The sequence below is a fragment of the Sphingomonas sp. BE138 genome (genome assembly GCF_031456125.1).
Classification (GTDB): domain Bacteria; phylum Pseudomonadota; class Alphaproteobacteria; order Sphingomonadales; family Sphingomonadaceae; genus Sphingomonas.
Genome location: NZ_JAVDUC010000027.1, coordinates 15464 through 27439, shown reverse-complemented (window position 1 = coordinate 27439; position 11976 = coordinate 15464). Strand labels below are relative to the sequence as shown.

The 11976-nt window shown below is 71.2% G+C and carries 13 protein-coding genes and 1 riboswitch; of the genes, 2 read left to right on the top strand and 11 right to left on the bottom strand.

Going from position 1 to position 11976, the window contains the following annotated elements; genetic code table 11:
* Nucleotides 1–170: 170 nt before the first annotated feature.
* On the top strand, nucleotides 171–1094 hold the full coding sequence (cbiB, locus tag J2Y58_RS18820; RefSeq protein ID WP_310106594.1) for an adenosylcobinamide-phosphate synthase CbiB: 924 nt from the start codon (nucleotides 171–173) through the stop codon (nucleotides 1092–1094).
* Complete coding sequence (locus J2Y58_RS18815; protein ID WP_310106592.1) at nucleotides 1082–2527, top strand: cobyric acid synthase; 1446 nt, start codon at nucleotides 1082–1084, stop codon at nucleotides 2525–2527. Before cbiB ends, J2Y58_RS18815 begins: the two co-directional genes overlap by 13 nt.
* A 3-nt stretch (nucleotides 2528–2530) precedes the next feature.
* Here the strand turns inward: J2Y58_RS18815 and J2Y58_RS18810 are convergent, their stop codons facing one another.
* The 11 genes from J2Y58_RS18810 to rfbB form a co-directional block, all read right to left on the bottom strand.
* Nucleotides 2531–3229 (bottom strand): adenosylcobinamide-GDP ribazoletransferase, encoded by a 699-nt coding sequence (locus J2Y58_RS18810; RefSeq protein WP_310106590.1) that lies wholly within the window; start codon nucleotides 3227–3229, stop codon nucleotides 2531–2533.
* Nucleotides 3226–3774, bottom strand: a complete 549-nt coding sequence (locus J2Y58_RS18805) for a histidine phosphatase family protein (protein WP_310106588.1) — start codon at nucleotides 3772–3774, stop codon at nucleotides 3226–3228. Before J2Y58_RS18805 ends, J2Y58_RS18810 begins: the two co-directional genes overlap by 4 nt.
* Nucleotides 3771–4781: a nicotinate-nucleotide--dimethylbenzimidazole phosphoribosyltransferase gene (gene cobT / locus J2Y58_RS18800; RefSeq protein WP_310106587.1), complete on the bottom strand. Its 1011-nt coding sequence runs from the start codon at nucleotides 4779–4781 to the stop codon at nucleotides 3771–3773. Before cobT ends, J2Y58_RS18805 begins: the two co-directional genes overlap by 4 nt.
* A complete protein-coding gene (locus J2Y58_RS18795) occupies nucleotides 4778–5188 on the bottom strand; it encodes a DUF1636 domain-containing protein (RefSeq protein ID WP_310106584.1) in 411 nt (136 codons plus the stop codon). The genes cobT and J2Y58_RS18795 overlap by 4 nt, the downstream gene beginning before the upstream one ends.
* Nucleotide 5189: 1 nt before the next feature.
* Complete coding sequence (locus tag J2Y58_RS18790) at nucleotides 5190–7145, bottom strand: TonB-dependent receptor domain-containing protein (protein WP_310106582.1); 1956 nt, start codon at nucleotides 7143–7145, stop codon at nucleotides 5190–5192.
* 157 nt (nucleotides 7146–7302) lie between these two features.
* Nucleotides 7303–7492: riboswitch (cobalamin riboswitch) on the bottom strand.
* Between the two features lie 51 nt (nucleotides 7493–7543).
* A complete protein-coding gene (gene cobO / locus J2Y58_RS18785; RefSeq protein WP_310106580.1) occupies nucleotides 7544–8161 on the bottom strand; it encodes a cob(I)yrinic acid a,c-diamide adenosyltransferase in 618 nt (205 codons plus the stop codon).
* A 22-nt stretch (nucleotides 8162–8183) separates the two neighbouring features.
* Complete coding sequence (locus J2Y58_RS18780; RefSeq protein ID WP_310106577.1) at nucleotides 8184–8588, bottom strand: hypothetical protein; 405 nt, start codon at nucleotides 8586–8588, stop codon at nucleotides 8184–8186.
* Nucleotides 8589–8624: 36 nt separating this feature from the next.
* A complete protein-coding gene (gene msrB, locus J2Y58_RS18775; protein WP_310106575.1) occupies nucleotides 8625–9074 on the bottom strand; it encodes a peptide-methionine (R)-S-oxide reductase MsrB in 450 nt (149 codons plus the stop codon).
* Between the two features lie 70 nt (nucleotides 9075–9144).
* Nucleotides 9145–10023: a glucose-1-phosphate thymidylyltransferase RfbA gene (rfbA, locus tag J2Y58_RS18770; RefSeq protein WP_310106574.1), complete on the bottom strand. Its 879-nt coding sequence runs from the start codon at nucleotides 10021–10023 to the stop codon at nucleotides 9145–9147.
* A complete protein-coding gene (gene rfbD / locus J2Y58_RS18765; RefSeq protein WP_310106572.1) occupies nucleotides 10020–10922 on the bottom strand; it encodes a dTDP-4-dehydrorhamnose reductase in 903 nt (300 codons plus the stop codon). The genes rfbA and rfbD overlap by 4 nt, the downstream gene beginning before the upstream one ends.
* Nucleotides 10922–11971, bottom strand: a complete 1050-nt coding sequence (gene rfbB, locus J2Y58_RS18760) for a dTDP-glucose 4,6-dehydratase (protein ID WP_310106570.1) — start codon at nucleotides 11969–11971, stop codon at nucleotides 10922–10924. The genes rfbD and rfbB overlap by 1 nt, the downstream gene beginning before the upstream one ends.
* Nucleotides 11972–11976: the final 5 nt, after the last annotated feature.

Genomic DNA, 11976 nt, shown 5'->3' with positions numbered 1-11976 from the left:
CGAGAACACGCGCGAGGACGACGCCAGCATCGCTTCTCCCTCGTCATTCCCGCGCAGGCGGGAATCCAGACACGCCGACGCCAGCGCCTCTATCGTCAGCCCTGCGCATCTATACCCCCCTCGCCGGGACGACGACGAGCGTGGCGGCCCGCCCGCCGCCCCCAACCCCAATGCCTGACCCCGTCCCCCTCGCCGCGCTCGCGCTCGACGCCGCGATCGGCTGGCCCGCCGCGCTCTACGCCCGCGTCGGCCACCCGGTCGGCGGCGTCGCGCGCGCGATCGCCGCGTGCGAGGCGCGCTGGAACCGTCCCGGCCGCCCGCGCCGCCTCGCCGGCGTCGTCACCGTCGCGATCGTCGTCGGCGGCACCGCGCTGGTCGCCGCCGCCGCCGAGGCCGCGGCGCGCGCGCTCCACCTCGGCTGGATCGGCACCGCGCTGCTCGCCTGGCCGGCGCTGGCGCAACGCAGCCTGTACGACCACGTCCGCCCCGTCGCCACCGCGCTGGAACGCGGCGACCTCGACGCCGCTCGCACCGCGGTCGCGATGATCGTCGGGCGCGATACCGCAGCGCTGGATGACGCCGGGGTCGCGCGCGCCGCGGTCGAAAGCCTGTCGGAGAGCTTCTGCGACGGCGTCGCCGCGCCGCTCTTCTGGCTGCTGGTCGCCGGACTGCCCGGCGTGTGGGCCTATAAGGCGATCAACACCGCCGACAGCCTGATCGGGCATCGCGAGGAACGCTGGCGGTTGTTCGGCTGGGCGGCGGCGCGCGTCGACGACCTCGCCAACCTCCTGCCGGCGCGCCTCGGCGGTGTCGTCATCTGCCTGGCCGGCGGCGGCGGGTGGCGTGTGATGTGGCGCGACGCACGCCGCCACGCCTCGCCCAACGCCGGCTGGACCGAGGCGGCGATGGCGGGCGTGCTCGGCGTGCGGCTGGCCGGGCCGGTCAGCTACGACGGTATCACCGTGGACAAGCCGTGGATCGGCGCCGGCACCGCCGCGCTCGACGCAAGGGACATCCGCCGCGCGCTGCGGGTCTACGTGCGCGCCTGTGCCTTGCTGTGGATCGTGGCGGGGGTAATCGCATGGGCGCGCTGATGCTTCAGGGGACCGGCTCCGACGTCGGCAAGTCGGTGCTGGTCGCCGGGCTGTGCCGCGCGCTCGCCAACCGCGGCCTCGCCGTGCGCCCGTTCAAGCCGCAGAACATGTCGACCAACGCCGCGGTCACCGCCGAGGGCGGCGAGATCGGGCGCGCGCAGGCGACGCAGGCGCTCGCCGCACGCGTCGCCCCGCACGTCGACATGAACCCGGTGCTGCTCAAGCCGCAGGGCGATCGCACCTCGCAGCTGATCGTCCGCGGGCGGATGCGCGGTACGCTGGCGGCGGCGCGCTGGCGCGAGGGGCGCGCGGGGTTGCTGGACGAGGTGCTCGCCAGCTTCGGGACGCTGCGCGCACAGGCCGACGTGGTGCTGGTCGAAGGCGCCGGCTCGCCGGCCGAGATCAACCTGCGCGCCGGCGACATCGCCAACATGGGCTTCGCGCGCGCCGCGAACGTGCCGGTGGTGCTGGTCGGCGATATCGACCGCGGCGGGGTGATCGCGTCGCTGGTCGGCACGCGCGCGGTCCTCTCGCCGGAGGACGCCGCGATGATCCACGGCTTCATCGTCAACCGCTTCCGTGGCGATCCAGCGCTGTTCGACGACGGCTATCGCGCGATCGCCGGGCGGACCGGCTGGCGCGGGTTCGGCGTGGTGCCGTGGCTGGGCGCGGCGGCGCGGTTGCCGAGCGAGGATGCGGTCGTGCTCGAACGCGGCGGCGGCACGGCGCAGGGCGGGCGCGTGCTGGTCGCGTGCCCGGTGACGCGCCACATCGCCAATTTCGACGACCTCGACCCGCTGCGGCTCGATCCCGCAATCGAAGTGGCGATGATCCCGCCCGGCGCGCCGCTGCCTGCCGAGGCCGCGCTGGTGGTGCTGCCCGGGTCGAAGGCGACGATCGCCGATCTGGCGTTCGTGCGCGAACAGGGCTGGGATATCGATCTCGCGGCGCACCGGCGGCGCGGCGGCACGATCCTGGGGTTGTGCGGCGGCTATCAGATGCTCGGGCGCCGCGTCGCCGACCCGCTGGGGCTGGAGGGACCGGCGGGCAGCGTCGCGGGGCTGGGTCTGCTTGACGTCGACACGGTGCTCGGCGGCGACAAGGCCCTGCGGCACGTCCGCGGCCACGCGCGCGGCGCGGCGTTCGAGGGCTATGAGATGCACCTCGGCCAGACCGAGGGACCCGACCGCGCGCGTCCCGTCGCGAACTTCGCCGACGGCCGCCGCGACGGCGCGATCAGCGCCGACGGTCTGGTCGCGGGCACCTATGTCCACGGCCTGTTCGGGCTGGCCGGGCAGCGCCGCGCCTGGCTCGCGGCGGCGGGGGAGGGGCCGGACCATGCCGCCGCGGTCGACGAGGCGCTCGACGCGATCGCGGCCGCGCTGGAGCAGCACCTCGACATCGACGCGCTGCTGGCGCTCGCGCGGGGCTGAGCGTCAGCCGGCGAGCAGCGCGACCAGCAACGCGCTTTCCAGCAGCTCGATTCCGGCCCCGTGCGCGTCGCCGTTGATCCCGCCGAGGCGTTTTGCGGACCAACGTTGGTATATTAGGACCAGTGGCGGCACCGCGAGCAACGCAGGCGCGACGACCGCGGCACCGGCGAGCACTGCGCCCCATCCCGCGATGTCCCGAATGCGCACCGCACCGGCGATCTGCGCGCCCAGCCCGCTCCCGATCGGCGCGATCCACCGCGCCCAGCACAGGGGCGCGATCCGCGCCGCAAACGGCACCAAAGCCACCCGCAGGTCTCCGCCAAGTCCATGAAGCAGAACGACTTTCGCGATCAGCTGCACCGCGATCGCGACCGTCCCGAAACTGCCCACATGCGGATCGCGCATGACCGCCAGCAGCCGCTCGCGGTCTCCGTGCGCCGCTCCGAGGCCATCGGCAAGATCTCCAAGTCCATCAATATGTAAGGCCCCGGTCACCGCCACCCACGCCACCAGTCCGGCCAGCGCGCCGGTCCACGGATCGTGCCGCGCACCGACCCAGGTCGCGGCCGCAACGATCACCCCGATCACCGCGCCCACCAGCGGGTAAAAGCGGAGCGCGGCGGCAAAATCCTTCGCGGTTCCAGCGGTTTGCGGAACCGGCAGCCGCGTCAGGAACGCGAAGGCGAGCCACAGGCGCGTCATGCGCTCAGCCGCACGATCTGCGCGGCATCGTCCCACAACCGCACCGTCACCACCGCCGCGCACGGCAGGTCGAACGCCCATACCTGTCGCGCATCGAACCCGCACGCGCCCGCCAATGCCGCCCGGATCGCCCCGCCATGCGTCACGACCAGCGTCGCGTCCGCCAGCTCCGCAAGCGCGGCATCGACCCGTGCCACCAGTCCCGACCAGCATTCCCCACCCGGCGGCGGGCAAGTGTCTGGATCGTCCCAGAAAGCTGCCAACGCGGCCGCGTCGAGCTCCGCCGGCGCACGCCCGTCCCAGTCGCCGAAGTCGAGCTCGCGCCAGCGCGCGTCATGGCGCACGGCCGAGCCGATCGCCGCCGCGCAGGCAGCGGCGCGGCGCAGGTCGGAGCTGACGACATGATCGAAGGAAAGCGCGGCGGCCGCGCGGACGCAATCAGCGATTCCCGCCTTTGTCGCCGGAACATCGCCGTGCCCCAGCAAGCATCCGGGCCGCACCGTCGCGCCGTGCCGCAGCAGGTGGACGGTGCGCGCGCCGCTCACGCCTCGCTGACCCCCGCTTGGTCGAAGGTCGCCATGCGGTCGTGCGCCGCCAGCGCCGCGCGCACCACGCCGGCGGCAACCGCCGCACCGCTCGCCTCGCCCAATCGCATGTCGAGCGCGAGCAAGGGACGCAGTCCCAGCCGGTCGAGCAGACGCGCATGCCCCGGCTCGCCAGAGACATGCCCGGCCAGACAATGATCGACGATCCGCGGCTGCGCGGCGGCGAGCGGGGCAAGCGCCGCGCCGGTGATGAACCCGTCGAGCAGCACCGGCACGCGCGCATGCCGCGCCGCGAGCACCATCCCCGCGATCGCCGCGATCTCACGCCCGCCCAGCCGCCGCAGCCGCTCGAACGCGGACGTCGCGTCCGCATGGCAAGCCAGCGCCGCATCGATCGCCTCACGCTTGGCGACCAGCGCGGCGCCCGCAACGCCCGTTCCCGGCCCGACCCAGGCCGCCGCGCCGCCGTCGAAGCTCGCCGCGCACAGCGCCGCGGCAGGCGTGGTGTTGCCGATCCCCATCTCGCCGGGCACCAGCAGGTCGATGCCGGCGGTCACGGCGGTCGCGCCGGCGTCGAGCGCGTCGAGGCATTCGGCCTCGCTCATCGCCGCCTCGTGGGTGATGTCGCCGGTCGGCAGCTCCAGCGTCAGCGGCACCACCGTCAGCGACAGGCCCGCCGCGTCGGCCAGCGCGTTGATCGCGGCCCCGCCCGCAGCGAAATTGGCGACCATCTGCGCGGTCACGGAGGGCGGAAACGCGCTGACACCTCGCGCCGCGACGCCGTGATTGCCAGCGAAGACCACCACCCGCGCGTCGTCTAGCCGCGGGCGGGGATCGCCGCGCCACCCGGCCATGAACAGCGCGATCTCCTCCAGGCGTCCGAGCGATCCGGCGGGTTTGGTCAGCCGCGCCTGCCGCCCCGCTGCCGCCGCGCGCGCGGCGTCGTCGGCGGGCGGCAGCGCCGCCAGCGCGGCATCGAAGTCGGCGACCGAGGTGAAGCGCGTCATGCGACCACCGCACCGGCGGGGGGCACGCGGACGATGAAATGCCCCTTCACCGCCGCCGGCCACAGGCCATAGGGGACCTGTCCGGTGGCGCTGTCGACATAGTGGCGCATGAAGGTCATGATTCCCGTCGCCGCTTCCTCGTCGGGCACGAAGCCGCCGAGCACATAGCCGACTTTGCCCGGTGCGCGCAGGTGGATCGTGCAATGGCGATCGCAGGCGAACAGGCATGGCATCTCCTGCACCGAAATGTCCTCTAGCGCGGGATCGCGCGCCTGCACCGCGCGCAGCGCCGCGGCGAGCAGCGCGCCGCCACGCCGCCCCTCGGCATCCTCACGCGCGGCGGCGGAGTGACGACAGCTGCTGCACGCCACCACCGCCGGCCCATCGGCGACGGGAACGAGCTGCATCTCAGAACCGTCCGCGCAGCCCGGCGTACACGCTGCGCCCGAGCGTGCCGTAGCGCGCGATCGTCTGGTAGCGTTCGTCGAACAGGTTTTCGACGCGCGCGAACAGCCGAACGGTGGACGACACCGGCAGCTCGCCGCGCAGGTCGACCAGCGTGTAGCCGTCGAGCCGGGTGGTGTTGGCGGCATTGTCGAACGACTTGCCCGCCCAGCGCGCTGCGACACCCAGCGAGCCGGCGTCGGCAAAGGCATAGGTCGCCGACAGATTGGCGGTATCGCGCGGGCGGCGCGGCAGCCAGTTGCCGAACGTGCGGCCCGCCGAGCGATCCTCCGACAGGATCCAGCTGTAATTGCCGTCGATGCTCAGATGCTCGCCGATCTGCGCCCGGCCTACCGCCTCGACACCACGCGCGAAGGCACGGGCGACGTTCTGATAGTAGCCGAAGCGCCGCTCGGTGGTCGAACCCGGCACGAAGCACAACGGCTCGGTGGTCGTGGCGCTGCATCCGGTGTAGACGATCTGGTCGCGGCTGCGACGCTCGAAGTACGTGCCGCCGATCGCGAAACGCCCGTCCATGAAGCGCTGCTCGGCGCCGGCCTCCCAACCCTTCGCCTGTTCGGGCGACAACGCGCGATTTCCGTACTCGGAGAACAACTGGTAGAGCGTTGGCGCCTTGAATCCCTCGCTGTAGCTGCCGCGCAGGACGGTACCGGTCGGAAGCACCCAGCTGGCGCCGCCCGCAAACAGGGTCTGCGCACCGAAGCGGCTGTGGTCGTCGTGGCGGACGCCGCCGTTCAGCGTCAGGCCATCGATCGGCGACAGGTTCAGCTGACCGTAGACGCTGGTCAGCTCCGCACGGCCACGCGCCGGCGTGCCCAGCGCGAACGGCGGGGCGAAATCGGAAGAGGCGGTGCTGAAGCGGCTGACCTCGTTCTCGACGCCGAAGACCGCATCGACGCCCTGTGCTACCGCCAGCGTGCCCTGATATTCGAGACGGTGGTTGCGTCCGGTCGCGGCAAAAGTTTGCGGCTGCGTCACCTGTTCGGGATCATAATTGTCGCGGTCGGTGTCGGTATAGCCATAGCCGAAGCGGTTGCGCAGCCGCGAGTCGAAGAGGTCGACGTTCAAGCCGGCGTAGCCGACGAAGGTGCGGGTCAGGCCATATTCGGCGGAGTCGCCGCTGAAGCCGTCGAAGTCGTTGTTCGCATTGGTATATGCGCCGCGCAGGTCGGCGCTGATGCCCGGTGCGAGCGTCACGACCGCGCGCGCCTGGACGTTCTGGTTGGTGTATCCGTCACGCTCGGTGCCCAGTGCCAGTGCCGAAATACCAGCCGTTGTGAACGCCTGTGCACCGATACGCCATGCCAGCGGACCATTGATGCCGCCCAGTGCCGCGCGGGCGTTCACGGTGTCGCGCGATCCGCCCTCCAGGTCGATGCTGCCTTCGAGATCCTTGGCAGGCAACGGCGTGACGATGTTGACCACGCCGCCGATCGCCTGGCTGCCCCACAGGATCGACTGCGGCCCGCGCAGCACCTCGATCCGCGACGCGTCGCCGATCAGCAGGTCGCCGAAATTATAGCCGCCGCCGGGCGAAGACGGATCGTTGATCTTCACCCCGTCGATCACGACCACGGTCTGGTCGGGCTCGGCGCCGCGGATGCGCAGCGAGGTGGTGGTGCCATAGCCGCCGTTGCGCGACAGCGAGACACCGGGCGTGCGCACCAGCAGGTCGGCGACCGACGTATCCTGCGTGCGGTCGATCGCGGCCTTGTCGAGCACGGTGACCGAAGCCACGACGCGATCGGCATCGGTCGGCGCACGGTTCGCGGCCACGACGATGTCGCTGCCGTCGGTGGCAGCGGCGGCGTCGGGACGCGGCGCTTCCTGCGCTAGCGCGGCAGTGGAGCACAGGGAGGAGCACAGGAGGAACGGCAGGACGGCTAGGCGGAACGACATGAAAACCCTTTCGACGGACGAGCCACGCGCATCGCCGCCGACGGGCACGGACCCGCGACGCCGACCGCCTGCGGCGGTGGTTATCGTCACGCTGGTCCGTCCGCCGGGATTGCCCCTGTGCGGTCTTCCCGTCCGTTCGGCACACCCTGACCGAGCGAAGGACGACAGGCGAACAGGCAGGTCTCCTGGCTCACGGGTCATCGCCGATGCGTGCCGCCTTCTCGGCCCGGTGAGGGACCAATGGCGTGTGGCACGCGGGCTCGCCGCTTACAGTTGCAGGGGCAGCCGGGGTTCACCCGTTCCCTTTTGATCCCCGGTCAGGGGGAACCTGTCGCGGCGCGCGCACTAGCGGGGCGGCGGGCGCGGGTCAATGCGCGGGATGGCGGGTGGGGCGGGGGTCAGAACTCCACGCCGGCCTGCGCCTTGACCCCCGAACGGAAGGGATGCTTCACCTGCGTCATCTCGGTCACGAGATCGGCTGCGGCGATCAGCGCATCCGGGGCGTTGCGACCGGTAACGACCAGATGCTTCATCGGCGCGCGCGCGGTCGCTACCGCCACGACCTCGTCGGTAGGAAGATAATCGTAGCGCAGCACGATGTTCAGCTCGTCGGCGATCACCATCGCGATGTCGGGGTCGGCGAGCATCCGCTGCACCTCCTCCCACGCGGTGCGCGCGACCGCGACGTCGCGCGCACGGTCCTGCGTGTCCCATGTGAAGCCCTCGCCCATGGCGCGGAACTCGATCAGCTCGGGAAAGGCATCAAAAATCGCCTTTTCGCCGGTGGTCATCGCGCCCTTCACGAACTGCACGACCCCGACCTTCATCCCGTGTCCCATCGCCCGTACCGCCATGCCGAAGGCGGCGGTCGACTTGCCCTTGCCGGCGCCGGTATGAACGATCAGCAGCCCCTTCTCGACGGTCTTGCCTTCCATCATCGTGCGACGCGCGGCCTGCACGCGGCGCATCTTCTCGTTGTGGCGGGCGTCGCGCCCATCAATCGTGGCGTCGGTCATGCGCGCGGGCATAGCGGCCGGGTCAATCGGCCGCCAGCACCGCCTCGACCTCCGCGACGCTGATGCCGAAGACGGCGGCGAGCGCCGCTGGCGTCGCGCCGCGTGCGGCAAGCATGCGGATGCGCGCGGGGTCCTTGTCGGTGGCGTAATGGCGGGTGTCGCGCTCGACGGTCCTCTCGCCGGTCCGGGCGAGCCCGCCGGTGCTCTGGCGGCGGCGCGGGCGGGCGTCGCGTTCCTCGGCGAGCGTCGCGCGACGCTGCTCCTCCTCGACACGGCGGGCGGTGCGCGCTTCCTCGCGGCGCCGCGCGCCGGCCTCGCGCTCGACGGCGCGCTGCTCGGTGCGGGCGACCGCAGCGGCGACGCGCTCCTGCGCGCGGCGCTCACGATCCTCGGCGCGGCGCGCGGCGCGTTCGTCCCAGTCGTTCATCGGGGTTCCAAAGCGCCGCGCCTGCTCCGGGTCAAGTCAGCGGACGTCCTCGACCTGATCGAGGTAGGCGCCGTAGCCTTGCGCCTCCATCTCCTCGCGCGGCACGAAGCGCAGCGCCGCGGAGTTGATGCAATAGCGCAAGCCCCCGCGGTCGCGCGGCCCGTCCTCGAAGACGTGGCCGAGATGGCTGTCCGCACCGGCCGAGCGGACCTCGGTGCGGATCATGCCGTGGCTGACGTCGTTCAACTCGTTGACGCGCGCCGATTCGATCGGGCGCGTGAAGCTCGGCCAGCCGCAATGCGACTCGTATTTATCGGCCGAGGCGAACAGCGGCTCGCCCGAGACGATGTCGACGTAGATGCCCGCCCGCTTGTTGCCGAGATATTCGCCGGTGCCGGGCCGCTCGGTGCCGCTTTGTTGCGTCACGTAGAATTGCTCGGGCGTCAGCTTGGCGAGCGCCTCGTCGGTCTTGGTGTATTCGGTCATGCTTTCGTCCTCCGCTTCGTCGTCGCTATCGTGTCTAGATAGGCGACGAAGCGTCGGTTTCCACGCGACCTCAGCGCTTCTCCCGCTCCTCGACGGCGCGCAGGATGGCGCGGCCGTAGGCGGTCTTGGCGAACTTCTCGCCGCGGGCACGCGCCTGGTCGGCGGTGATGAAGCCCATTTCGAAGGCGATTTCCTCGAGGCAGGCGACCTGCACGCCCTGGCGGTGCTGGAGCGTGCGGACGAACTCGCCGGCCTCCAGCAGGCTGTCGTGGGTGCCGGTGTCGAGCCAGGCATAGCCGCGCCCCATCTGCTCGACGTAGAGGTCGCCGGCCTCCATGTAGAGGCGGTTGAGGTCGGTGATCTCCAGCTCGCCGCGCGCCGACGGCTTCAGGTCGCGCGCCATCTGCACGACGCGATTGTCGTAGAAATACAGGCCGGTCACCGCGTGGTTCGACTTCGGCTGCGCGGGCTTTTCCTCCAGGCTCAGCGCCTTGCCGTCGGCGCCCAGTTCGACCACGCCGTAGCGTTCCGGGTCCTCGACGCGGTAGCTGAAGACGGTGGCGCCGCGCGGGCGCGCGACCGCGCTGGCGAGCAGGTCGGTCAGATGCGCGCCGAAGAAGATGTTGTCGCCGAGCACCAGCGCGACGTTGTCGTCGCCGATGAAGTCGGCGCCGATCGTGAACGCCTGCGCCAGCCCCTCGGGGCGCGGCTGCTCGGCGTAGGAGATCGACAGGCCGAACGCGCTGCCGTCGTCGAACAGCCGGCGGTAGTTGTCGAGATACTCGGGGCTGGAGATGATCAGCACGTCGCGGATGCCGGCCAGCATCAGCACCGACAGCGGGTAATAGATCATCGGCTTGTCGTAGACGGGCAGCAACTGCTTGTTGACCGCCAGCGTCGCCGGGTGGAGCCGCGTGCCCGATCCGCCCGCCAGGATGATGCCCTTCACTTGCCGTTCTCCTTGCGCGCAGGCCCGATCAGGTCGTCGAGGATGTCGCCGAGCGCGTCAGGCCACGCGCGCGGGGTGATGCCATAGGCGCGCTCGATCGCGTCATGCGCGAGCAGCGAATTGGCGGGACGACGCGCGGGAGTGGGATACTCGCTGGTCGCGATCCCCTCGACGCTCGCGGTCGCGCCGCCGCGCGCGCGCGACTGGCGGAAGATCTCCTCGGCGAACCCCGCCCAGGTCGTCGCGCCCGCGTTGCTGAAATGGAAGGTGCCGGTGGGCGCTTCGCCATCCCCGGCCAGCCGGATCGCGATCCGTGCCAGCGTGTCCGCCAGATCGGCGGCGCTGGTCGGGCTGCCGTGCTGGTCGGCGACGACGCGCAACGCCCCACGCTCCGCGCCGACGCGCAGCATCGTCTTCACGAAATTGCTGCCGTGCGCGGAGACGACCCAGGCGGTGCGCACGATCGCGTGGCGTGCGCCGCTGGTACGCACCGCCAGCTCGCCGCCGAGCTTCGAGGCGCCGTAGACGCCGAGCGGCGCGACCGGATCGTCGACGCCCCATGCGCCTTGCTTGTCGCCGGGAAAGACATAGTCGGTCGACACCTGCACCAGCGGGACACCCGCGGTCGCGCAGGCCGCGGCAAAGGCGGCGGGGGCGAGCGCATTGACCTGCCACGCGGTCACCTGATCGCTCTCGGCCTTGTCGACCGCGGTATAGGCGGCCGCGTTGATGACCGCCGCCCACGGGCGCTCGGCGACCTTCGCCGCGATCGCGCGCGCGTCGGTCAGGTCGAGCGCGGCACGGTCGAGCGCCACCACCTGCCAGCCCTCGGGCAGGCCTGCGCGTTGCAGCGCGTCGCCGACCTGGCCGTTCGCACCGGTGACCAGCAGGTCGCGCATCACGCGATCCCGCGACGCTCGGACGCCTTGGCGTCGACCAGCGGGCGCCACCACGCCTCGTTGTCGAGGTACCAGCGCACCGTCTTCTCGATCCCGGTCTCGAACGTCTCCTGCGGGCGCCAGCCGAGCTCGTCGCCGATGCGGGTCGCGTCGATCGCGTAGCGCTTGTCATGGCCGGGGCGATCGGCGACCGAGGTGATCTGCCCGGCATAGCTCTGGCCGTCAGCGCGCGGGCGCAGGCGATCGAGGATCGCGCAGACGGTGCGAACGACCTCGATGTTCTGCTTCTCGTTGTGCCCGCCGACATTGTAGGTCCGCCCGACTTCACCGCGCTCGAACACCGCCTGGAGCGCGCGGACGTGATCCTCGACGAACAGCCAGTCGCGGATCTGGTCGCCGGCGCCATAGACCGGCAGCGCGTCGCCGGCGAGCGCCTTGACGATCATCAGCGGGATGAGCTTTTCGGGAAAGTGGTACGGCCCGTAATTGTTCGAGCAATTGGTGATGAGCACCGGCAGCCCGTAGGTGTGGCCCCATGCGCTGACGAGATGGTCCGACCCCGCCTTCGACGCCGAATAGGGCGAGCGCGGATCGTAGGGCGTCTCCTCGGTGAACAGCCCGGTGTCGCCGAGCGATCCGTAGACCTCGTCCGTCGAAATATGGTGGAAGCGGAACGCCGCCTTCGCCGCGTCGTCGAGGCCCAGCCAGTAGCCGCGCGCCTCGGCCAGCATCACATAGGTGCCGACGACATTGGTCTGCACGAACGCACCCGGCCCGTCGATCGAGCGGTCGACATGGCTCTCGGCGGCCAGATGCGTGACGACGTCGGGGCGGAACTCGGCGATCGCGGCGCGCACGGCGTCGGCATCGCAGATGTCGCCCTGCACGAAGCGGTAACGGTTGGAGCCCGCGACCCGCTCGACCGTCGACAGCGTACCGGCATAGGTCAGCTTGTCGAAGTTGAGCACCTCGTGCTCGGTGTTCTCGATCAGGTGGCGGACCAGCGCCGAGCCGATGAAGCCGGCGCCGCCGGTGACGAAGATGCGCATATCGT

What these genes read in the sequence shown, in the direction of transcription:
- cbiB (WP_310106594.1), top strand. Translation starts at nt 171, where the DNA reads ATGCCTGACCCCGTCCCCCTCGCCGCGCTCGCGCTCGACGCCGCGATC.
- J2Y58_RS18815 (WP_310106592.1), top strand. Translation starts at nt 1,082, where the DNA reads ATGGGCGCGCTGATGCTTCAGGGGACCGGCTCCGACGTCGGCAAGTCG.
- J2Y58_RS18810 (WP_310106590.1), bottom strand. Translation starts at nt 3,229, where the DNA reads ATGACGCGCCTGTGGCTCGCCTTCGCGTTCCTGACGCGGCTGCCGGTT.
- cobT (WP_310106587.1), bottom strand. Translation starts at nt 4,781, where the DNA reads ATGACGCGCTTCACCTCGGTCGCCGACTTCGATGCCGCGCTGGCGGCG.
- J2Y58_RS18795 (WP_310106584.1), bottom strand. Translation starts at nt 5,188, where the DNA reads ATGCAGCTCGTTCCCGTCGCCGATGGGCCGGCGGTGGTGGCGTGCAGC.
- J2Y58_RS18790 (WP_310106582.1), bottom strand. Translation starts at nt 7,145, where the DNA reads ATGTCGTTCCGCCTAGCCGTCCTGCCGTTCCTCCTGTGCTCCTCCCTG.
- cobO (WP_310106580.1), bottom strand. Translation starts at nt 8,161, where the DNA reads ATGACCGACGCCACGATTGATGGGCGCGACGCCCGCCACAACGAGAAG.
- J2Y58_RS18780 (WP_310106577.1), bottom strand. Translation starts at nt 8,588, where the DNA reads ATGAACGACTGGGACGAACGCGCCGCGCGCCGCGCCGAGGATCGTGAG.
- msrB (WP_310106575.1), bottom strand. Translation starts at nt 9,074, where the DNA reads ATGACCGAATACACCAAGACCGACGAGGCGCTCGCCAAGCTGACGCCC.
- rfbD (WP_310106572.1), bottom strand. Translation starts at nt 10,922, where the DNA reads ATGCGCGACCTGCTGGTCACCGGTGCGAACGGCCAGGTCGGCGACGCG.
- rfbB (WP_310106570.1), bottom strand. Translation starts at nt 11,971, where the DNA reads ATGCGCATCTTCGTCACCGGCGGCGCCGGCTTCATCGGCTCGGCGCTG.